20 protein-coding genes are annotated in these 23,116 nt (G+C 31.5%); 8 read left to right on the top strand and 12 right to left on the bottom strand.

Features of this window, described 5'->3' with window-relative positions:
• Positions 1-13: 13 nt before the first annotated feature.
• Genes GOY08_RS04345 through GOY08_RS04335 form a run of 3 tightly spaced genes read right to left on the bottom strand, consistent with a single transcriptional unit; the run spans position 14 to position 3,125 of the window.
• Positions 14-1,531 carry an aldehyde dehydrogenase family protein gene (locus tag GOY08_RS04345; RefSeq protein ID WP_158997493.1) on the bottom strand — a complete coding sequence of 506 codons (1,518 nt, stop codon included), beginning with the start codon at positions 1,529-1,531 and terminating at the stop codon, positions 14-16.
• A gap of 30 nt (positions 1,532-1,561) precedes the next feature.
• The gene (locus tag GOY08_RS04340; protein WP_158997491.1) at positions 1,562-2,695 is read right to left on the bottom strand and encodes an A/G-specific adenine glycosylase; all 1,134 of its coding nucleotides are present in this window, start codon (positions 2,693-2,695) and stop codon (positions 1,562-1,564) included.
• Positions 2,676-3,125: a histidine biosynthesis protein HisIE gene (locus GOY08_RS04335; protein ID WP_158997489.1), complete on the bottom strand. Its 450-nt coding sequence runs from the start codon at positions 3,123-3,125 to the stop codon at positions 2,676-2,678. The genes GOY08_RS04340 and GOY08_RS04335 overlap by 20 nt, the downstream gene beginning before the upstream one ends.
• Before the next feature lie 220 nt (positions 3,126-3,345).
• Between GOY08_RS04335 and GOY08_RS04330 the strand changes: the two genes are divergently transcribed.
• On the top strand, positions 3,346-4,416 hold the full coding sequence (locus GOY08_RS04330; protein ID WP_158997487.1) for a D-alanine--D-alanine ligase family protein: 1,071 nt from the start codon (positions 3,346-3,348) through the stop codon (positions 4,414-4,416).
• A gap of 37 nt (positions 4,417-4,453) precedes the next feature.
• Here GOY08_RS04330 and gap read toward each other — a convergent pair whose 3' ends face one another.
• The 5 genes from gap to GOY08_RS04305 form a co-directional block, all read right to left on the bottom strand.
• Positions 4,454-5,461, bottom strand: coding sequence for a type I glyceraldehyde-3-phosphate dehydrogenase (gene gap, locus GOY08_RS04325; protein ID WP_158997485.1), 1,008 nt, complete (start codon positions 5,459-5,461; stop codon positions 4,454-4,456).
• 123 nt (positions 5,462-5,584) lie between these two features.
• A complete protein-coding gene (locus tag GOY08_RS04320) occupies positions 5,585-6,532 on the bottom strand; it encodes a pentapeptide repeat-containing protein (RefSeq protein WP_158997483.1) in 948 nt (315 codons plus the stop codon).
• A 3-nt stretch (positions 6,533-6,535) separates the two neighbouring features.
• On the bottom strand, positions 6,536-7,627 hold the full coding sequence (locus GOY08_RS04315) for an LptF/LptG family permease (protein ID WP_158997481.1): 1,092 nt from the start codon (positions 7,625-7,627) through the stop codon (positions 6,536-6,538).
• Positions 7,628-8,959, bottom strand: a complete 1,332-nt coding sequence (locus tag GOY08_RS04310; RefSeq protein WP_158997479.1) for an LptF/LptG family permease — start codon at positions 8,957-8,959, stop codon at positions 7,628-7,630.
• Between the two features lie 3 nt (positions 8,960-8,962).
• Positions 8,963-9,754, bottom strand: coding sequence for an enoyl-ACP reductase FabI (locus GOY08_RS04305; RefSeq protein ID WP_158997477.1), 792 nt, complete (start codon positions 9,752-9,754; stop codon positions 8,963-8,965).
• 112 nt (positions 9,755-9,866) lie between these two features.
• Here GOY08_RS04305 and GOY08_RS04300 point away from each other — a divergent pair, with 112 nt between their 5' ends.
• Complete coding sequence (locus GOY08_RS04300; RefSeq protein WP_158997475.1) at positions 9,867-10,121, top strand: hypothetical protein; 255 nt, start codon at positions 9,867-9,869, stop codon at positions 10,119-10,121.
• Positions 10,099-11,199, top strand: coding sequence for a hypothetical protein (locus GOY08_RS04295; RefSeq protein WP_158997473.1), 1,101 nt, complete (start codon positions 10,099-10,101; stop codon positions 11,197-11,199). Before GOY08_RS04300 ends, GOY08_RS04295 begins: the two co-directional genes overlap by 23 nt.
• 5 nt (positions 11,200-11,204) lie before the next feature.
• On the opposite strand, the gene GOY08_RS04290 is transcribed toward GOY08_RS04295, so the two are convergent.
• From GOY08_RS04290 to GOY08_RS04280, 3 genes are all read right to left on the bottom strand, one after another.
• Positions 11,205-12,716, bottom strand: coding sequence for a methyl-accepting chemotaxis protein (locus tag GOY08_RS04290; RefSeq protein ID WP_158997471.1), 1,512 nt, complete (start codon positions 12,714-12,716; stop codon positions 11,205-11,207).
• 90 nt (positions 12,717-12,806) lie between these two features.
• On the bottom strand, positions 12,807-14,207 hold the full coding sequence (locus GOY08_RS04285) for a methyl-accepting chemotaxis protein (protein WP_158997469.1): 1,401 nt from the start codon (positions 14,205-14,207) through the stop codon (positions 12,807-12,809).
• A 182-nt stretch (positions 14,208-14,389) separates the two neighbouring features.
• On the bottom strand, positions 14,390-14,878 hold the full coding sequence (locus tag GOY08_RS04280; protein WP_158997467.1) for a DUF3299 domain-containing protein: 489 nt from the start codon (positions 14,876-14,878) through the stop codon (positions 14,390-14,392).
• Positions 14,879-14,973: 95 nt separating this feature from the next.
• On the opposite strand from GOY08_RS04280, the gene GOY08_RS04275 reads away from it, so the two are divergent.
• The 5 genes from GOY08_RS04275 (at position 14,974) to GOY08_RS04255 (ending at position 21,652) form a co-directional block, all read left to right on the top strand.
• Positions 14,974-16,767 carry a RecQ family ATP-dependent DNA helicase gene (locus GOY08_RS04275; RefSeq protein WP_158997465.1) on the top strand — a complete coding sequence of 598 codons (1,794 nt, stop codon included), beginning with the start codon at positions 14,974-14,976 and terminating at the stop codon, positions 16,765-16,767.
• On the top strand, positions 16,764-19,328 hold the full coding sequence (locus GOY08_RS04270; protein WP_158997463.1) for a Lon protease family protein: 2,565 nt from the start codon (positions 16,764-16,766) through the stop codon (positions 19,326-19,328). The genes GOY08_RS04275 and GOY08_RS04270 overlap by 4 nt, the downstream gene beginning before the upstream one ends.
• Entirely contained in the window at positions 19,325-20,749 is a 1,425-nt protein-coding gene (locus tag GOY08_RS04265; protein ID WP_158997461.1) for an amino acid--tRNA ligase-related protein, read from the top strand. Before GOY08_RS04270 ends, GOY08_RS04265 begins: the two co-directional genes overlap by 4 nt.
• Before the next feature lie 104 nt (positions 20,750-20,853).
• Positions 20,854-21,240: an FtsB family cell division protein gene (locus tag GOY08_RS04260; protein WP_158997459.1), complete on the top strand. Its 387-nt coding sequence runs from the start codon at positions 20,854-20,856 to the stop codon at positions 21,238-21,240.
• A gap of 130 nt (positions 21,241-21,370) precedes the next feature.
• Complete coding sequence (locus tag GOY08_RS04255; protein WP_158997457.1) at positions 21,371-21,652, top strand: hypothetical protein; 282 nt, start codon at positions 21,371-21,373, stop codon at positions 21,650-21,652.
• A gap of 45 nt (positions 21,653-21,697) precedes the next feature.
• On the opposite strand, the gene GOY08_RS04250 is transcribed toward GOY08_RS04255, so the two are convergent.
• Entirely contained in the window at positions 21,698-23,101 is a 1,404-nt protein-coding gene (locus GOY08_RS04250; protein ID WP_158997455.1) for a cryptochrome/photolyase family protein, read from the bottom strand.
• Positions 23,102-23,116: the final 15 nt, after the last annotated feature.

Below are 23,116 nucleotides of genomic sequence, written 5' to 3'. Positions count from 1 at the left end.
ATATTGCACTTTACTAAAGATTATTTTGTTTTTTCTTACTGTTGCGAATGTCACTTTCTACAGCTGCAAACGGTGCCGACAAATTTAAAACTTGCGGATACACAGTAGACAATAAAAAACGCACTCCAGTAATGTAACTATTTCCTGCTTTTCCTCTACCAATACTTGGTAAAAGTGGATTTAATTCAATTGTTGAGGTATTCCAAAGAATAGAGGGCACACTAGAACGCTGACGAATTTCATAAACTTCTTCAGCAAATTGAGAATGCACACCCAAACAACGGGTTGCTCCAAGTTCATCTAATATGTTGATCATTTCTTGTCTATCTTGGATAGAGATAAGACACACATCGGGACCAAAAAAAGCATTAGACGCATAAATACTCTTTAAAACTTTCTCTGCACGCATAAAATGGACACCAGGGGAAACAAAATAACCATTTCCATTGTTGTCTATGGGTTTTCCCCATCTTAGTGTATCATCAGATTCTCTAGCTGCTATCCCTTGAAATCTTAAAAATCTTTCCCAAGAGTTTGAGCTACATAATGGTTCCATCACATGAATATCTGAACGTGTTAAATCTTCACGCGCACCTATAGGCATAGATTTTACAGCTCTCACCAATTTATCTTGAAACTCATTGAATATTTTTTGATCTACAAAAACCAGATTAGTAGATTCTAATCTTTGCCCAGCATCCAGAAAGGCGCCATATACTATTTTTGAAATAGCAGTAGAGATGTTTGCCGATTCAGTTACGTAAGCAGCATTTTTACCGCCACCACACAATACTAAACGTGCATTTTGTTGTGTCGAAGTGTCTCTACGAATTTGCTCTAAACTTTCTTCCCCACCAGTGTATAAAATAGTATCAAATTGATGTGTCAGAACTAAGCGACGAAAGACTTCAAAATCACCATAAACAATTTGCACAACTCCAGGTGGAAAAGAAGCTTGATGAAACCCACTAGCAAGTAAAGAACCAGAAAGTAAACAATGAGATGAAGGCCGCATACATACTGCATTTCCAGCTGCTAAAGCAGGTAACACGCTACTTAGGAGGGTATACACTGGTAAAGCAATATTAGATGATACAAGAACCAGACCTAAGGGAGCATATTGCCATTCCCAACCTTCTTCATCTCTCTTTACAGATAAAGCTTGTTTACAAAATTCAGGTAAAGCAGCAAATAATTTTTCGCACAAAGACCACTCTTCCTCAACTGCAACCTTAGAACGTGCAAGTTCAAGCATCATGTTACTTTTTATTTCATCTGCATTTTCTTTTAAAAATCCTATTACTTTTTTTAGGTACGAAAGTCTTTCATCAAGAGATGTTAATCGGTATTTTTTTTGTGCTGTTTTCAAACCCTGAATAACAGGATCAACAAGTTCTTTGCTCCAACTAGCTGTTGCCAAGATATCTGAAGGATTTGCAGGATTACTAACAGAAAAAATATGTTCAGTCTTAGTCGTTGAATGAAAATTTCCGTTAATATAGGGAGGAATCAGATTTAATTGAATTGCCATTTGAATATCCTCATTAAGTGAGTTGAGCACTTAAATGGAGGATAAGATTTTTAATACCTTAAGGTCAAGAGAAGATGACAAATTATGCTTTAAATGAGAAATAGGTATCCATTGCAGTTCAGAAAATTTTAAATATTTTTCGAAAATTTTTTCGCTTTTAGAATTATGTTTAAAATCATTTACAAGAATCGCAGTGCCAACAATTTTATGATGGGTAATACTATGTTTGAATTGTCCAGGAAGACAAGAAATTGAAAATCCTATTTTTTTTATATCTGCATATAAATTTTCCAAGCTTAAGCTTTCGCTAGAACTTATTAAAGGAAATCCGAAAGTTTTAGTTAAAAACCCTTGTTCTCTTTTTATTAAAAGAATTTCATTTGATGACATTTTTTTGAAAATAACTGCAATAATATTTTCTTCTTGGGTATTTTTTCTGGGCTTCACTGGAGGGCATAAAGAAACTGTTTCTTTACTGAAAGCTTGACAGTACTTTTGTACAGGACAAATTTCACAATTTGGATTTTGTTTTTTACAGATTGTCGCACCCAAATCCATCATAGCTTGATTAAAATCACCTGGATTCTCACGCGATATCAGTTGATTAACGTAACGTTGAATATAATCCTGTCCCTGCTTATCCCAAACATTATTTTGAAGATTTAAAATGCGACTAATAACTCTTACAACATTACCATCAACACAAGCTACGGGCTCATTAAAGCATATACTTGATATTACAGAAGCTGTATAAGGCCCACATCCTGGAACCTTAATCCATGAGGAAAAATTTGTTGGAAAAGAACCTTTGAATTCATCTAAAATAAATTGAGCACCTTTTCGCAAATTACGGGCTCTGGCATAGTAACCTAAACCAGCCCATAATTTTCTAAGTCGATCATCTTCACAAAATGCTAATGATTTTAAATCAGGCAATTCTTTAATAAATTCTTTATAACGAGGCAATACAACAGAAAGAATTGTTTGCTGACTCATTATTTCACAAATCCAAGTGTGATAAACATCTATATGCTCACGCCAAGGAAATGGTCTTTTATTAACATTGTACCAATCTAATAAATCTTTTGAAAAATTCTTCATATTGAAAAACAAACACAAATCAACATTTGTTATTTTGTGTCTATTATATATTTCCTTGTTCATTCATCACTTCATTAGATGAATGTGCTTTATCTCCAGATGATTTTCTTGGACGACCACGTCTCATAGATTGTTTTAATTTATCTAATTTACTTGGACGACCGCGTTTCTTTGGAGTTTTTACTACAGCCTTCTTTGGACGACCGCGTTTCTTTGCAGATGATTTTGTTGGACGACCGCGTTTCTTTGCAGATGATTTTGTTGGACGACCACGTTTTAATGTTTTTTTCTTAGAACTTACTTTTTTTGCTGTTTTTTTTCTTACAGCTTTTTTTGCTGACTTTTTAGCTACTTTCTTTTTTGCAGCTGTTTTTTTAACAGGTTTTTTTGCAACTTTCTTTTTCTTCACAGAAGTTTTTTTCGCAACCTTCTTCGCGCTCTTCTTTGCAGATGATTTTTTTGCTCCAGCTTTCTTACGCTTTGTTTCAGCCATAAAACAGACTCCTTTCAATTTTTATTTTTAACCGCACACAATACCACGGTCCAGTCTTAATTTAACTCATGCCAAAAAAAAATGGTAGTGGCAATACCATTTTTTATTTATTTTTATTAAGAAATTATTTTATCATGATAGACAAGGATATCTTTGTTCTAGAATTTTTTTTGAAAAATTTTAAAGATGATGAAATAATTTTTTTAAGGGGAAGAAAATTATGAGTTCAATTTTTACTTCTGAAAATAAAAATCAAATACTTGGTCTTGTATATGATTTACCTACGAAACTAGAAAATTCACAAAAAATAATTTTTCCTGACGATGCATCTGCTGAGTGGGAGACAAAAAATACGATCGATAAAATTTGTGAAACTTGGAAAGAACTAGGTTTTTCTGTAATTCTTTTTCCTTTAGATTCCACTTTTCTTCTAAAATGGTCTAATTTTAGTTCCCAATGTACTTTAATACATAGTTTAGTGGAAGGTTGGGGATCTCTTGCACGTGAAGGCTGGATTCCTTCATTATGTGAATTATCAGGAGTTCCATTTATTGGTTCTGATCCTTACGCTCAATCTATTTGTATGAGCAAAACGCAATTAAAATTATTATGCAATTTATTAAAAATTCCAACTTCTCCATTTTATATAATTAAAAATATTAAAGACTTTGCCAAAATCCCCGCAAAATTTTTTAAAGAAACACATTTTATTAAACCAGATGGAGAAGGTTCTGGTATGGGAATTGATGCTAGCTATTCTATGTCAAACTCAAAATTAGAAACGTATGAAAAAGTGAAACTACTTTTGGAAAAATATCCTGATGGCGTTTTATTAGAAAAATTTCTTTGCGGAAAGGAATTTACTTCAGGAATTATTGGAACACCTGGAAAATTTCTGCCAATAGCTGAGATTGAAGTTGAAGATAAAATTTATGGTTTAGCTAATAAATCTAAAGAGTATATGGGTGAAAAAGTAACTTTTCCTAAATTATCAAAAAAGAATGAGAGTATAATTAAAAATAGTTCTGAAGTTTTATTTCAATACTTAAATTTAAAAGATCTTGTTCGTTTTGATTGGCGATGTGATGAAAAAGGAAATCCTTACTTTTTAGAAGCAAATACTTTACCAGGAATATCTTTTTTCTATAGTGTCCTTCCCTTAATGGCCAAACAAATAGGAATCCAATACAAAGATTTTTTTGGCATATTAGCTGAATCTGCTTTAAGCAGAGGATTGTCGAGAAATTTATGGTATGGAAAAACAAGAATAAAAAAACCTTTAAATGATTAAATCATTTAAAGGTTATTATTTTGATAAATTAAAAATATTAATATTTTCCGGTTGCTACTAAACGAGTTAATTGAACCATACGATTGCTAAAGCCCCATTCATTGTCATACCATGAAAGAACTTTTACCATATTTTCACCAATAACTGTTGTATATTCAGCATCAATAGTCGAACTGTTTGAACATCCATTATAATCACAACTAACTAAAGGCTCTTCAGAATACCCTAAAATTCCTTTTAAATAAGATTCTGCTGCAGCCTTTAATGCAGAGTTAATTTCAGAAGTAGTAACTGATTTTTCTAATTCAAAAGTAACATCAACTAATGAAACATTTGGGGTTGGGACTCTTACGGCAAAACCATTTAATTTTCCTGCAAGAGAAGGTATTACTTCAGAAATAGCTTTAGCGGCACCTGTTGAAGTTGGAATCATACTTACAGCTGCTGCACGTGCTCTTCTTAAATCTTTATGAGGTAAATCTAAGATATTTTGATCATTTGTATATGAATGGATAGTTGTCATGAGGCCTTTTTTTATACCAAATTTTTCATGAATAACTTTTGTAAATGGGGCTAAACAATTTGTAGTACATGAACCATTACTAACAATATGATGTTTTTGTATATCATATTCGTTATCATTTACACCAATTACAATAGTTTTATCAATTGATTTTCCAGGTGCACTGAGTATTACCTTTTTTGCACCACCCTTTAAGTGAGCCGCTGCTTTTTCACCTTCAGTGAAAAGACCTGTGCATTCAAGCACTATATCTACACCATGAGTTCCCCAAGGAATTTCAGCTGGGTTACGTATTGCAGTTATTGGAATATTTTTGCCATCAATTATTAATGCATTTTCTTGGCAGTCTACTGTTTGCTCTGCTTTTCCATGTACAGAATCATATTTATACAAGTGTGCAAGAGTTTTAGCATTTGTTAAATCATTGATTAAACAAACTTCAATATCTTTCTCGTTTTTTAATGCTCTTAGTACACAACGACCAATGCGACCAAAACCGTTGATCCCTATTTTAATAGCCATGAGTTACCTCCTAGTTAAAAAGTTTGGCTTCATTAAAGCCATATACCCACTAATCTTAAGTTCAGATAGAAGTAAGAAAATGGACTTGTTTGTTATCCAAAAAAAATAGAGATTCTGCAAGAATTAATGACGAGAATCGTTATAGGGAGAGTTTATTAATTCTAAAAATTCTTCTGCCGTTTGACAACCTTGAAAATTCTTTCCAACACAATTACAGCCAGAAATTTTGATAGGTTGAGATAAAACCAAGTGTAATTTAGTAAATAAGCACTCTTTAAACTTACAGTTTTCAAATTCTATCCCCTGAATATCACAATCTTCAAATTCACAATCAGAAAAGTCTACACCATTAAAATTAATTCTGGTAAGTCGGCTTGTTTTAATTGTTAATTCCGAAAAATCTGATTTTATCAATTGATTTTCAGTAAAATCGGATTCTGAAATAGTTACATCTGAAAAAGTAGTTCGAGAAAATTTATTATTTTCTAATCTAGCCTCTTGCAAAGTGACATTACTTAAGCGAGCTAGACTATAAGTTGATAAACAAAAATCTGTTTTTATAACTGCTAATTCAGAAAATTGGACTGCAGTAAATTTATTATTTCGCACTTCGGAATGATCTGAAAAATCAACTCCAAACCATTGTGATCCAACGACCTGATTATCTTTTACTTGGCTATCAGAACTGACATGCAAAGCACGAAAAACTGATAGTTTTGCATCTAGTCCAACAATATTCGGTGAGAACCCTATTGGCTGGAAATTACTAGAAATATTTTCTTGAATTTTTTCTATTTGCGGCATGTTTTCAGAAATTTGCTGTACTAAATTACTTGAAATTTTCAATAATTCTTCCAAATTTACAGTCTTTTTTAATTTCTCAAATGCGGTTTTTAAACCTTCCTGTGATTCTTCTTTCTGTGCATCAAAATTATTTGTATTATTATCAAAATCACTCTTATATTTATTTGCTTTTTTTAATACATAATTTTTTTCTATCAACAATTTAGCTTTTTCAACATCCATTTTCCCTTTAGCTACAGCTTTAAGAATGGAATCAAGTTCAATCATACACTATTGTCCTTTGTCTAATTTTCTAATGAGCATAAAACTCAAACATAAAACTAAAATATTCATGATCCAAGCTGCTAAGAGAGGATTTAAACTTCCCTTTATTGCAAAACTTTTTAGTACCAAATTACCAAACCAATATACCAAAGCAGTAACAATGCAAATTACAATCCCAATATATTTTTCTTCCTGCCTTTCTTTCTTTAAAGCAAAAGGAATAGTTAAAAAAACAAATAAAATATTTGCAAAAGGAGCACTTATTTTTAAATATAAATCTATTATTCTATCAGAAACATTTGCTCCTGCCTCTTGTGCATCATCAATTACTTTTTTTAATTGCCAGTAACTTAATTGATTTGAATCACTTGTATCTTTTAATACTTTTGGAGGAGCAAAATCAATATTAGTAACGTAATATGATTTCACATCAATTTTATTTAATTGATAATGAGAATCAAAATTATTTACAATCGCAGATCTTAACACCCAGTTACCAATATTTTCATCAAAATATGCTGACTTTGCATGAACAATTTGGCGAATGTTTGAACTTTCTGATTTAAAAAACTCAACATCATATAGTTCCTGCTTACTTTCATCATAGCGCTGAAAATAGAGAATTGTTCCTTTAGACTTCAACCATTTGCTTTCAGTAAAAACATAATCATTTTTTTTACTGCCTTCAATTTCAATATTTCTAACTCGCAAAAAATTTGTTGTACTCACAGGTTGAATAAACTCATTTAAAATAAATTGTCCCGCTGTAAATAAAAGACCCACTGAAACTAAAGGTATAGAAATTCTTAGCATTGACATACCTGCAGCTCTAAGTGCGGATATTTCGCCGTGCTTAGCTAGTAACCAGTTTGTTACTATACCTCCAATCAACACAGCAAATGGCATTAATTGAATTGTAATCGTAGGTACTTGCCATAAATAATAGTAAAACTTTATTTTTGCTGAAATTGTTCGGCCATCAAAGTAATGTTGACTTTCTTCCATATAAGTCAAGATAAAATATATTGATAATGAAAAGAGTAAAATACTTAAAATACTTTTTAAGTATTGCGATGCAATATACCACCAAATCCGCATTTAAAGCCTCTTTCTTTTGAATTTAAAATCTTCTTGCAGAAAGGCAATAAATCCAGTTGATGGTGGATGTTTGAGACGCCATCGCAACAACAAAATAATAATAAATATCAAAATAAGAGGTGTTGCTAATAGCATTGCATATGGAGGTAAAATAAAATTCAAAGATAATTGTTGGCATAATGAAATAGATGCATATAAAGCAAAGATAACTAAACCAACTCCTAAATAGACTCCAAATTGTTTTCTTCTTGGATCTTGAATACCTAAACAAATTCCAATGATCGGAAGAAATATAGTTGAAATTGGAACTGATATTTGTTTAAAAATAAAAATAAGTTTTTCAACCATTTTAATATCTTTGTTCCAATCCAAATTTGTTTCCATTTCTTTACTTAATTGGTTAAAATACTCCCGAGGGTATAGCTGATTAGAATTTTCAATTTGATTCATTTCAACTTTAAACTTGTCTTTAAAAGTATTTATTAATGAAATGTGCATATCAGAAAAATGTGTAATAGTCCAATCAGAAACTTTTGGAAATAAAATTAAATCATTTTTATTAAAATCTTTTTGAGGAAATTTAAAGTGTTCATCTTTATTAGATAAGAAATATGACAAATTATGGTTTGCTAATTTACCAGAATAACCAGTACCATTTTTTAACGAAAAAATATAATCAGGAAAACCATCGTTTGATTTCTTTTTTAATTCTCCCTCTTTTGATTGTACAATTGAGTAGTAACTATAAGAATTTGTCTTTAATCCAATAAATACATCCTGAAAATCTGTTTTATCTTCGCTCACTTTGTTTAAAAACATTACTAAGTTAACGTTATCTGAATTTGCAAAAGCATCGTTGATAAAACTTTTTTCCCGAATAGAATTTTTTATCATTGCTTCTACAAGTTCTCTTGATTGTACCCACTTAAACATTTCAAACTGTCTGTTTGAATACGGTTCAAAAAAAAGAGCACTAAATAAAGAAATTAACATAACTAAAAAACCTAATATAGTAGGCATTCTAGCTAATCTTAAAACACTAACTCCACTTGCCATCCATGCTTCTAACTCCCTATCTGCTGCCATTCGAATAGTGACAATAGAGCATGCTAGCAATAATGAAATTGGCACGGTAAATTTAATAATAGAAGGAAAGGAATAAAGTAATAACATAAGAAAAGTTGTTGCAGTATCAGGTGCAGAAAATAGCACCTGAGCATAGCGTGGAATTTTAGCCATCATCATGATAGAACTGAGGCTTGCAGCAATTACAAACGTCAGGGACACTATTTCATTCGCAAGCAACCTATCTAATTTATGATATCCTATCATTTATTACTCTACTGCTGAAAACATACCAAGTGTATTATAACCACAATCCACATGAAGTACTTCTCCAGTAACACCTGAGGATAAGTCGGATAATAAATATACAGCCGAACGTGCTACATCTTCTGTAGTAACGTTTCTCTTGAGTGGAGAGTGCTTTTGTGAATTATCCAGCATTTCCTTAATTCCTGGTATCGCGCTAGATGATAATGTACGAATTGGACCTGCACTGATAGCATTTACCCTAATACCTACTTCGCCAAGATCATAAGCTAAATACTTAGCGCACGATTCAAGTGCAGCTTTTGCAACTCCCATGACATTGTATCTTGGAACAACTTTTTCAGCTCCATAATACGACATAGTAATTACACTTCCGCCTTTTTTCATCAGCGGTAACGCCGCTCTAGTCACGGCAAGCAACGAATAAGCTGAAATATCGAGAGTTGAAGCAAAAGACTCTCTAGTTACAACCATAAATTTATCTTTTAAATTTTCTTTTTCTGTAAAAGCAACGGAGTGAATAATGAAATCAATACCGTCCCATTCTTTCTGAATGTGCTGATAAAAATCAGCTATTTGCTCGTCTTTTGTTACGTCGCACGGCATTACTAGAGCATTTGGCAGATCTTTAACCAATTCTCTTACACGCTTCTCTTGAGCATCTCCCAAATAATTAAACGCCAATTGAGCACCCTGCTCGGCACATAATTGAGCGCAAGCCCAAGCTATAGACTTATTATTTGCTACTCCAAACACTACTCCGCGCTTTCCAGCAAGAATGTTTGCTTGAATCATTTCCTTCCTCCAATGTCAAATGATGCGAAAAAACAAATTCGCCGAGCCTTGAGCCTACTTGCATCTTGCGTTACAAACAAGCCGCTGATAGCCTTTTTAATGGGAGGAATTTATGGATAATAACATATCAAACATGAAATACGAAAAAAGATTAATTGATAATGCTACCTGCAAAAGGCGTTTTCATCTCGTATTTGAAAAAGGAAGCCCTAAAAATCCTGAGGTTACGGCAAAGTGCCCTCATTGCGGAGTCGTCTTATTTCATGAAAAAGATCATCCTGCTGTTATGATCGCACGTGACGAAAATCTTGTGAAAAGTCCTGACGGAACTGAAACCATAATTTATGACTGCAAGTTTGATAGATAGCTACTTAATTGAAAACACTTTTATTCTTGCCATACTTTCTGTTACGGCAATTTTTTTCTCGGGTAAAATAACTTATTTTACGGCATATATTTTTAATATATTGCATTGGAAAAGCATTCTTTTTCCATTTCCCATCTTTATTTTTAATAAATTCTTTCATGTTCTGAGAGTTGCAGCTGATAAAATTCCTTTTATTACTTTGTCTATTGTACTGGCAGAAAAATTAAATTTATCTCTTTTTTGGACAGGTTTATTTACTATTTTTGCAGGAGTTTTAAGGTTAGCATCAACTTATGACTGGCGAAATATTCTCCCAAAAATAAAACGCTGGCGTTTTGAATTAGGTATTTATTATGAACCTCTAAATAACGGAATGGAGTTTGGCGATAAAAATTTTAGATTATCTTTGCTATCGCATTTAGCAAAACCAAATCATCTTAATAAATTTGATATCTCTAAAACTGATTTTCGTTGCTATATTGCTCTTGCGTTACTTTTTTTTAGCCTACATTTCTTTCCTCATGGTGGTTCATACCCAAAGTTTGAAATAATAGCCCTCATTTTAATTATGTGGTGTTGCCTAGATGCCTTAAAATGGAATTTAAAATTGCACCATAAAGCAGATGCATACACTGAGAAATATCAAGAATCTATTAAGTTATTTTTTGGAATATTTTATCAAAGAACATTATTTTTTGTGCTTTTAATATTTATATTATATTTCTTTTCAATCAATCCTAGTTTAAATTTTAGTAGATACCATATAGCAGCAATGATATTTTTTTCTATTTTTTTAAACAAATTTCTAAGGATTTGGAATGAAGCATTATTAACTAAACAAAATTTACAAAAAGAATATTATCCTGCAAGTTATCATAGAGAACATATGTTTAAATTTGAAAATGCGCGAATATGGAGAGACATAGGTGCACAAAAAGGTGAAGCAGTTAATCCTTTAGTTCGCCTTGTGATGTTTAGGACAATGTTTGAGTTGTCTGAAAGAAGTTTTTTTCTTGGTATCATTAATCACTTAGATATTATTTCGGCAATATTTTTTTATGCTGTATTAATTAGCTAATAACTTTAGCCACTCTTTTTCTTTTTTTCGCCGTAAATTACGTTTTCAGTTTTATCAACAATATCAGTCAAGTGTTGACTTGCATTTGAAATTTCTTCCGTAGCTTTTAATGAATTTTCCGATTCACCTGTATTTTTAAAAGCCAATTGGTCAAGTTGTCCCATTGCATTAGCTATTTGCTTCACACCAATTTCTTGTTCTTTCGTCGCATCTGAAATTTGCCCCATTTGCAAATTAATATCTTTAACTCCGGTAACTATATCAGAAAAAGCTTCTGCAACTTTTGCAGTTCTTTTCTGCCCTTCTTCTACTTTTTGAATAGTTTGAACTAATATCCTTTGTACTTCTTCCCTACTTTTTTGCAGTAATGTTTGGATTTCTCCAGATGATTTCCCGCTCATATGTGCTAAATTACCAACTTCTTCCGCAACAACAGCAAAGCCTTTCCCATGTTCGCCAGCTCTTGCTGCTTCAATTGAAGCATTCAAAGAAAGCAATTCTGTTTTTGAAACAATTTCGTTGATAACTTTTGTTTTTGATTCAATTTCATTAATAATAACTTCTATTTCTTTTAACTTTGAACTGGCTTCTTGAATGCCTTTCATGGATGAAATGAGATCTTTCATTGAAACTTCACCTTGTTCAGCTTTACCTGAAATGGAGTTAGCTAAATCAGCAGAGTTTCCTGTTAATTGAGTTGTTTTTCCTATCATACTTGTTATCTCAGAAATTGCTGCTGCAGTTGTTTGAATAGAAGTTTCTTGCTCTTTTGAGTATTTTTTTACACTACTACTTGAAACTTTTAATTCATCACTTTTTTGCATAAGCCCTTTTGAAGCATTTATTAATGAAAGACACACTTCGGATAATGGTTTTACGACAGAATTTGCAAAATAAATACCTATGGAAATAAAAGTAACAATACAAAAGACACAAGCAAAAAGCAGAACTTCTAAAAATTTTGTCATTGAAGTTGAAACATCATCCAAATATAAACCCGTTCCTACTATCCAGTCCCATTCAGGGAAATAATGGATATAAGATAATTTTTTTGTTGGTACGGTAGATCCTGCTTTAGGGAACATATACTCAATAAATCCAGTACCTGATTTTACTGCTAAGTTCGCAATTTCTACATATAATTTAAATCCTGTTGGATCTTTAAATTCAGACATATTTTTTCCAGAAAGTTCTGGTTTCACCGGATTTAATACTTGATATGCTTTTGTGTTTGTAATAAAAATATATTCATTACCACCATATCTTATTGTATTAATAATTTCTTTTGCTTTGTTTTGAGCTTCATCCCTAGACAAAGTACCTTTTTTTTCTAATTCAATAAAATGCGCTGTAACCGTTTTTCCAACTTGGACTATATCTTGTAAAATATCTTTTTTATTGTGCATCAAAGATTCCCAATAGATATTAGAAATCCACACCATAAATATAGTAAAAATCATAATAGACATTAAGCTGTTTAAAATAATTTTAAATTTTATCCCTTTATTTCCTAGCATAAAATACCCTTCAAAAATAGGCATGTTTACCTATCGGGATATTTTATTATTTATATAATAAATATTAAAATATCTTTAAATATCAATATTTTAAGCGGTATGTTTTTTTCTAAATCCAAAAACTACACTTTCAGTCTTTTCTACAACCACTTTAAGATTATTACTTTCATTCTGGATAACATTTGTTACTTCTAAAGATTTTTCAGATTCAGTGGTATTTTTTAAAGCTAATTGATCCAGTTTTCCCATAGCGTTAGCTATCTGTTTTACTCCAATTTCTTGTTCTTTGGTAGCATCTGATATTTGTCCCATTTGTTGATTTATACTTTTAATTCCTTCAACAATATTTATAAATGACTCCGATACTTTTGCGGTTCGATTTTGACCATCAGAAATTCTTGATAAAGTTTCTTGCAATATTTTCTGCACATGTTCACGGCTTTGTTGCAAAAGTGTTCTTATTTCATCTGATGACTTTCCACTAGTATGCGCTAAGTTCCCAACTTCTTCGGCAACAACTGAAAACCCTTTTCCGTGCTCACCTGCTCGCGCTGCTTCAATGGAAGCATTCAAAGATAATAGCTCTGTTTTAGCAACAATTTCTGTAATTACTTGAGCTTTACTTTCTATTTGATTTATAATGCTCTCTATTTCTTTTAACTTTGAACTTGCTTCATATATTGCTTGCATTGATGTAATCATATTTTTCATAGATATTTCTCCTTCTCCTGCTTTCTGGGAAATATCATTTGCAAGTTTAGCTGATTGAGTTGTAAGCTCTGTTGTTTTCCCTATCATACTTGTAATTTGAGAAATTGCAGCGGCAGTCATTTGTATAGATGATTCTTGTTCCTTTGAATAATTTTTTACCCTACTACTTGATTCTTGAAGAACTATACTTTTTTCTTGTAATTCAATAGATGACTTTAATAGTGATTGACAAACTTCATTTAATGGCTTTTGAACTGAAGAAGCAAAAAGAATTCCTATAATAACTAAACAAACAACACAAATAAAACAATCAATTAATAAAATTTCAATAAAGTAATATAAAGCTGCATATGCGTCATCAATATATAAGCCTGTTCCTACTATCCAATCCCATTCAGGAAAATAATTTACGTAGGATATTTTTTTTGTTGGAATAGTAGATCCAGCTTTAGGAAACATATACTCAATATATCCCTTACCAGACGCTACAGCTACCTTTGCGATTTCTACATAAAGTTTTAATCCAGTAGGGTCTTTAAATTCAGACATGTCTTTTCCGCTAAGCTCAGGTTTTACTGGATTTAATACTTGATAAGCTTTAGAATTTGTAATAAAAATATATTCATTTCCAGAATATCTTATCGCATTGATATCAGCTTTTGCTCTTTTTTGCGCATCTTGTTTACTTATCACGCCTTTTTTTTCTTCATCTGTATAAAATTTAACAATAGTTGAAGCTACTTCTACAATGCTTTGCAATTTTTCTTTTTTACTACTCAATAGTAAATTCCAATATGTAAAGGATAACCAGACAAGAAATATTGAGAAAATTAAAATAGAAATAAAACTATTAAGCAATATCTTATATTTAATCCCTTTTTTTTGCAGCATAATTCACTCGTTTTAAAGTTAATATATTTAAATTATAATGAAATAAATAAAAATAAGCAAAAAATACAATCTTATTGCTGCATGTAGGTTTCTGTAGATGATCCAATCATTTCGAAATATGTTTTTGTAAATTTGTTGGCGCTTTCAGAAATAATAAATTTACCAATAAGCCAAACAGGACCAAAGGACATTTTAGCTTTTTTACCACTTGCCATTTTAACATGGATAATTTGATTAGGCGGCGGAGGAGGCACATGAATACATGCCATTGGAGTAGGAACAAACAGGAATTCATGAACAAAATCTTGATTATCTTCTAAGGGAATAATAAAACCAGGAATTTTAATCGTAGTCCCATTTATTTTTTTTAAATCCAAAGGAATATCACCGGATTTAAGATCAAGCGATTGGAGATCTTTCCAATCTATATTTGTTACTTTATTTAAATTTATTTCTGCATGAATAGTTTTTGTTGTCTCTTTTGTAAAAAAAGTGACTAATGCAAATCCAATAGAAATCCCTGCGACTGAAATTATGACTATTTTATAAATCAGCTTCATTTCACCCTCGCAAAAAAATTCACACCCACGTCCACAATTACTGTACTCAAATTAAAAACCATCGTAAATAGCATGAGAATCGATGAGTGAGGCTTATGGAAACTGAATTTGTAAAAAAATGTGAAGAATTTGCTAAGAAAAACTTTTTGTTATCTAATTTGCGACCTGCACAAAAAGAAGTTCTTTCACTAATACATAATAAAAAATTTGTCTTAGCTACTCTACCAACCGGGGCGGGGAAAACACTTTTATACTCTTTACCCGCATTATTTTTTGCAGATCAACCCGTCCTTGTTATCAGTCCATTAATTTCTTTGATGCGCGATCAAGAAAGAAGAATGGAATTAGCGCAAATTTGTTCAGCAATTTTTACTTCTGAACAATCAGAGGAAGAAAGAAAAATTGCTTGGAAGAAAGTAAAAGCTGGTGACGCTAAAATTATTTTCGCATCGCCAGAAAGATTTGTTTTGCCATCTTTTTTAAACTCAATAGTGAAATTAAATTTAAGTATGGTTGTTGTAGACGAGGCGCATTGTGTTGTCTCTTGGGGTCATCAATTTAGACCAGAATATGCTGAAATTGGAAAGATCTTAACAAAAATAAATCCACCAAGAATTCTCGCTCTTACCGCAACTGCTAGCAGAAATAGTAGGCAAGACATTATTAAAAAAGTTTTTCCAAATAGCTCTGAAGTATTTGAATATACTTCAAATCCTATTGGACAAAACATTATTGTAGAAAGTAAACGGGTTTTTTCAACTGAAGAACAGTGGGAGAGCTTGGAATGCATTATTGAAGAAAGTTCTTCTAAGAAAACCTTGGTTTATTTTCAAAGTAGAAAGCTTTGTGAAGAAGCTACTAGAAAATTTAAAAAGTTAAAACTAAATGCGATAACTTATCACGCAGGCCTTGGAAAACAAGAAAGAAAATTTGCTGAACAATATATTCAAGAAACAGATAAAAAAGTAGTTATTTGTGCCACAACAGCATTTGGCATGGGTGTAGATATCGCTGGTATTCAACTTGTTGTTGTTTTTGGATTTCCAAGTAACATAGAAGAATTTTTTCAAATGTTAGGAAGAGCAGGTAGAAGCGGAGAAACATCACATGGAGTTTTGCTTTGGACAGGAGCCGATCCCATTCGCAGATCATATCAATTTAAGGCTTCTTTTCCTGAACCATCCATATTTTTAGAACATTGTTCTCAATTTCTCAAATACATGCCATCTCAATTTGGTGAAAGTCTATTTGTCAGCAAATCTGATTTACTGGAAAAAGTAAAAACAAAAAAAGTAGAGAATAAAGAAAAAACCTTAGAAAGTATTTTTGCAGGTATGCGAATATGTCAAGTTTTGGAGGATACAAGAATAGGAGAAAATTATTTTTCTCTTAAACTAAACCAGTCAAAAACTTTTGCAGACATTTTAACCACCCTGCCGGAGGGTGTAACTAAAAGAAAAAAAGTTTTAGACGGTGTGGCAACTTTAGTAGAATCAAACTGGATGTTAATTAAAGGAGCACAAATTATTCTATCTTATAAAATGCTTCAAGATGCTTGCGAGTTTTCAGAGGAAACTTGCGATCAAGTTTTTTTATACTATCAAGAACAAAAAATGTTAACATTTGTTAAAATAAGTCAGGATGATGCAAGAAATGGAGTAATCTTAAAAAATGGCTATGTACATTTACAAAAAGAAATACCTAGATATATTTCAGCACGTAGCCATTTTCATGCAAGCTTGCGTGAACTTGAACACCTATCTACTGCAACTTCCTGCAGACTTGTGGATAGTTTTGAATTCTTTGCTTCACGGAAAATTCAAGGAGCTTCAAAAGGTCTTTGGCGTTGTATGCAATGTGATATATGTATCAGAAAGAGGACGGAATGAAAAAAATTAAATCTACGGATACAAGAACTTCTCTTACACAAAATTTATTGGCAATAAGAGAAAAAGAATTCCCTGTAAATTTCAAGATCCAAAAAACATCATTGCTATTTCGTCGTCTCACAACTGATGAAGTCTATCGTTCATGTGAAGAAAAGCTTGTTGAAACTGAAAAACTGAAGAAAATGGAACCTAATTATGACATTATTTCGCAAGTTAGGGCAGTAAGAGCTATCAATTTAGGTTTAGGAATTCAAAAACCTGGATACAATATTTATGTAGCAGGAGTTCAAGGCACTGGTAAAACAAGTGTTATTAGAACCTTTTTGAAAAAAACAGCTGAAAAATGTTCCACACCAGGTGACTGGATTTATGTTTATAATTTTAAAAATCCTGAATCACCTCACGCCATGGAGCTTAAAACAGGCATAGCTAAACGCTTTAAAAAGCAAATGGATGAGTTGATGGAACAATTAACCGTCGAACTTGTCGATGCTTTTCAATCAGAGGAATATGAAACTAATGTCAATTCTACTGTCAATGCAAGCAACGAGAAAAAAGCAAAATTATTTAGTGAATTAGAGAAGGCTGCAAAAGCAAAAAACTTTGGAGTAAAGTCCACACGAATGGGAATTGTTACTGTTCCAATAGTTGAAGGAAAACCGCTTAGTGAAAAAGATTATTCTGATTTAAATGAAGAGCAAAAAGAAAAAATTGAATCAGAAAGAAATTTATTAGAACCTGAAGTTTTAGATTTTGCTCGTAAAGTAAGAGCAATAGAAAATGAAACAAAAAATAAATTAGAAGAATTACAATCTGAACTTGGAGATTATGTTGTTAGCCAAGCATTAATTCCATTTCTAAAAGAATATGAACACGAGAAAAATGTATTAGAATATCTAGACGAAGTTAAAAATCATTTATTAGAAAATCTAAATGATTTTTTACCTGACGATGAAGATGGTGAGGGAGAAGGAGAAGAAACAGTCGCGCCTTCTTCTTATCATCTTAAAAAAGGTGATCCACATTTGCCATATCGTATTAATGTTTTTGTGGATAACACTGAAATCAAAGGCGCGCCTATTATCATTGAAAATAATCCGACTTTTTATAATTTATTTGGGAAAATTGAAAAAAACATTGAATATGGTGTCTATACTACTGACTTTAAAATGATCAAAGCAGGCTCCCTTGCTAGAGCAAATGGTGGTTATCTAGTATTAAATGCGCTTGATGTATTACGAGCCCCTCATGTTTGGGATACTTTAAAAAGAGTAATGAAAAATCAAAAATTATTTATTGAAGACTTAGGGGAGCAATATAGTATTCTTGCTACAAGTGGATTAAGACCAGAACCTATTCCACTAAATGTTAAAATAATTTTAATTGGATCTGACTGGATTTATAGAATGCTTTATCAACATGATGAAGATTTCAATAAAATTTTTAAAATTAAAGCTGATTTTGATGCACAAATGGATCGCTCACAAAAAACAATTCATGACTACGTAGAGTTTATTTCGACACGTACAAAAGTTGAGAATTTGTTACCTTTTGATGAGAGCGGTATTGCAGCTATTATTGAGTTTGGAAGCAGAATAGTTGATGATCAAGATAAATTAACAACACGATTTAGTTTAATAAAAGATATTACAATTGAAGCTGACTTTATTGCTAAAGAACAAAAAAGTAAAAAAGTAACAAGAAAAGATGTTGAAAAAGCAATTGAAGAACGTTATTCACGATCTTCGGCAATAGAAGATCATATTATAGAAATGTTAGAACGCAAAGATATTATTATTTCTACAAACTCTAGACGAGTTGGAGAAATTAATGGACTAGCTGTTTATTCATTAGGTGATTTATCTTTTGGTGTACCCACAAGAATTACTTGTCGAACATACAAAGGCAAACCAGGAATACTCAACATTGAACGCGAAGCGTCTCTTTCAGGAAAATTACATAATAAAGGTGTTAGCATTTTAACAAGTTGGATCAATGCTACTTTTGCTAAAAAACAACCAGCACATATTGCTGCTACAATCTGCTTTGAGCAAAATTACAATGGCGTTGATGGAGACTCCGCTACTTTAGCTGAATTGTGTTTAGTTCTTTCCTCCATTGCTAATATTCCTATAGATCAAGGTATTGGAGTAACAGGATCGGTAAATCAATTTGGAGAAATTCAACCTATAGGTGGTGTGAATGAAAAAATTGAAGGATTTTTCAAAACATGTAAATTGCAAGGCTTAACAGGAAGACAAGGCTGCATTATTCCAGTCCAAAATATCAAACATCTTATGCTAAATCGTGATGTACGTGAAGCTATCGAGAAAGAACAGTTCCATATCTGGCCTGTCGCAAAAGTTGAAGAAGCTTTTGAACTTCTTACTGGTTTCTGTGCTGGAAAATGGGAAGAAAAGAAATCACAATTTGAAGACGGAACTGCTTTTCATACAATTTATAAAATTTTACATGAAAAAGTAAAAAAAACACCAAGTAAAAAAACAAGTACGAAAAAATCTACTGCTAAAAAGAAAGTAACACGTAAGAAAACATCATGAATTTAAAAAGTAAAAGATATCTGACATTACAGAATTTATATGAGCTCAAAAGAGTTTCTTCTATCCAAGAAAGAATGTCTTCTGGTAGAGTTTTTTATAAAGATCATTTACTTGGTTTAACAGATCAAACTGGAATTCTTTGGCCAATTGAAAAACATGATTATCTACAATCAAAAATATTAAATTCAGGTGATTGGATTTCTTTTAAATGTGCAATAAATAAAATTGAAGTTCCTACAATTTCAAATGAAGAACATTATGTGTTTCAAATAAATGAAATTGTTGATATGGTTGAAAATAAAAATGACTGGATAAATACAAAAATAGAATCTCCCCTTCCAAATAATGAGGAATTGCAAAAATTAAATTTACCCAATCAACAGATTACTTCTTATTTTTGGTCTAATAAAACAAACAAAAGATTTCAATTATTAAACAAAAGGAACAGAGCTCTAGAAAGAACATCCTCTTTTTTTAAAAATAAAGGTTTTTTTAATATAGAGACACCAACTCTGGTACCTAGCGGTGGAGTAGAAGTTTATTTAAATTCTTTTAATACCTCTTATATTGATCATCGAAACAAACAGTGGGCATTGCAGTTACCAACAAGTCCAGAATTTGCACTGAAAAAAGTCATGACGGAAGGTGTAGAGAAAATTTTTCAACTATCTAGAGCATATCGAAATAATGGAGAAGTGGCTAAATTTCATGAACCAGAATTTATTATGCTAGAATGGTATAGAGCAAATGCTACTTTAATTGAAATTATGGACGACACACAAAATTTAGTAAGAGTAATAGCTGAATTATTGGGATCTACAAAAGATTTACCAAAACAATGGCCCGTTTTTAGAGTAGATGATTTATTCAAAAAACATTTAAATTTAAATTTAGAACAACTACAAAATAGAGATCAATTTTATGAAAAAGCTAAACATCTTAGTCATTCAATAACTCCACAGGACGATTGGGATACAATATTTTATAAACTTTTTATGGAAAAAATTGAACCATTTTTATCAGAACAGAAAGCTTGTTTCGTTACTAATTATCCTATCCAAATGAGTGCTTTAGCAAAGCAAGAACTGATAAAAACTTCTAACGGAGAAATTCAGAAAAAACCTTTTGCTGAAAGAATGGAAGCATACTTGTTTGGAATTGAAATTTGTAATGGATATTTTGAATTGAATGATTCAACTATTTTTCAAGAACGTTTTGCTACAACACAAAAATTGCGCCCAGATGTGTTGATGGATTATGGTTTTCAAAATGCTATGTTATTCGGCTTACCAAATTGTGCTGGTAATGCCCTGGGAATAGATAGAGTTATTGCTTTATTACTGGATTTAGACAATATTTCCGCTATGTATCCTATCCCATTTTTGAGTCAGTTTCCAGCTGATACCGTTGCTTGGGAATAGTAAAGTGCCAAATTTTATTGCACAGAAAAAAGTCAAACCCCATGCTCTGAATTGTGCTATGCTATATTTGGTGAAATACTCTGTTTTTAAGATGGAGGATGTGCATGAATACAAATAATACTTATCCTTCAGTTTTTTCAAAAAGGTTCCAAACACTAGCGCGTTGGGTTGTTGTTGTTGTTCTTTGGCTAATTATTGCCTCTATTGCTATTGGGAAAGCTGGTATTTCAAATTTTATGGAACTTTTAAATGAAAAGGATATTTTAGTCCAAACAATCATGGAACTTCAAATTCAAAACCAAAATTTAGAAGAAAAAATTGCAAGTCTCAAAACCTCTCCTGAAAAACAAGCACGTTACCTTAAAGAAAACTTTGGCTATATTGAACAGGATGAGTATATTTTCCAATTTAGTAATAAAAATCCTTTTGAGTTAGGTACAAAAGAGAAAAAAGCAGATAAAAACTCTATTATTTCTGCTGATGTTCCTTAATAAAAGCATAATTATTTTTATAAATGTTTCTTAATAAAATTTTATTGTTCTTTTTGATTAAAAGCATGATTTTTTACCTCTAATGTTCCATAATTAAAAGGGAGTATTCTTGTTATGCAAAGAACTAGTTATGTTTCTTTTATTATCTGGCATAATAATTTCAAGCTGTAATAAAAGTGATTCTAGTGATTTGAATACAACAGACTCATCAAGTGCATCGGAATTAGTTAGTTCTTCAGTATCTGGAGCTGTTAGTAGTTCTTCAAGCACAGGTAGTTTAACCTTTTTAGAAAAACAAAACAATTTTAAAGAATATTTAACAAAATTTCTTACCGATTATGCATATGCAGCAAATAGCTGTCCAACTCCTTCAAGTACTGCATGCACAGGAAATGTGGACAAGCAACTTTAACAAATACAAGTAACTCACAAAGTATAGTAAATATAGCGCACATTTTTAATGCTTATCTAATTTAAATAATTTTATAGCTTTTAAACGTTGTGCATCGTGTTCAACAATAGGCTTAGGATATTTCAAATTACTTGAAAATAACCCAGTATTATACTCAAATGGAGCATGTATTTGTTTGTCATCACAATGATTTAATTCAGGACAATATTGACGAATAAATTTTCCACTGGGATCAAATTTAACTGACTGTGATTCCGGATTAAAAACACGAAAATAAGGTTGAGCATCACAACCAGTGGAAGCACTCCACTGCCAACCACCATTATTAGAGGATAAATCAAAATCCAAAAGATTTTCTGCAAAATACTGCTCACCTTTTTTATAATCAAGAAGCAAATCTTTTGTTAAAAACGAAGCAACAATCATTCTTAACCGATTATGCATCCAACCTGTTTCTTTAAAACAACGCATTGCAGCATCAATAACAGGAAATCCAGTCATTCCATTTTTCCAACATTCAAAAAATTCTTCATTCTTATCCCATTTTAAACTAGAATATTCTTTTTTAAAAGTGCTATGTACAACATGGGGAAAATGCCAAAGTATCATTTTATAAAATTCACGCCAAATGAGTTCATTGCGCCAAACTTCTGCGCCTTTTGAATGAAACTTTTCAGCAAAAATAAATGCTTCACGAATTGATAAAGTTCCAAAACGAAGATGCATAGACAAAAAAGAGGTACCAGAAAGTTGGAAAAAATCTCTTTTTGTATCGTAATCGTTTATTTTTTTAGAAAAATTTTCGAGATATGTTAAAGCATTTTTCCTTCCTGGGTGAATAAATATATCGGTTGATTTAAAATGTATTGCTTCTATATTCCATGGAAAAACCGTCTTTTTTAACTCTTCTTTATTTGCAATTTTTTGCATACTATATGTATATTTTGTTAAATCTTTATTTGAAAATTGTTTCAACCATTGATTTTTATAAGGTGTAAATACTGTATAAGGTTTATTGTCTTTTTTTAATACTTCATTTTCTTCAAATATTACTTGATCTTTACATAATTTAAATTCAATGCCTATTTGTTGTAATTGAAGTTTTATTTTTTTATCACGTTCAATAGCACTTGGCTCATAATCTTTATTGGCATAGACGCATTGAATTTGAAAATCTTTTCCAATTTTAGAAATTTCTTCTAATGGGTTTCCATAGACAACTATTAAAGATTTCCCGTGTTTTTCTAAATAATCTCTTAATTCTAAAAGTGATTGATAAATAAAATAAACTCGTCTGTCTTTTTTATTTGCAATTTTATTTAAAATATTTGTATCAAAAACAAATAATACAATCACTCTTTCGGAAGATTGACAGGCTTCATGCAAAGCTCTGTTATCATCCAATCTAATATCTCTTCTGAGCCAAACAAGTGAAGTTTGAAAAATCATACAATCCTCAATAAA

The sequence above is a fragment of the Pigmentibacter ruber genome, from assembly GCF_009792895.1.
GTDB lineage: Bacteria > Bdellovibrionota_B > Oligoflexia > Silvanigrellales > Silvanigrellaceae > Silvanigrella > Silvanigrella rubra.
Note: the sequence above shows the minus strand (reverse complement) of the source record. Positions and strands in the feature narration are given on the sequence as shown.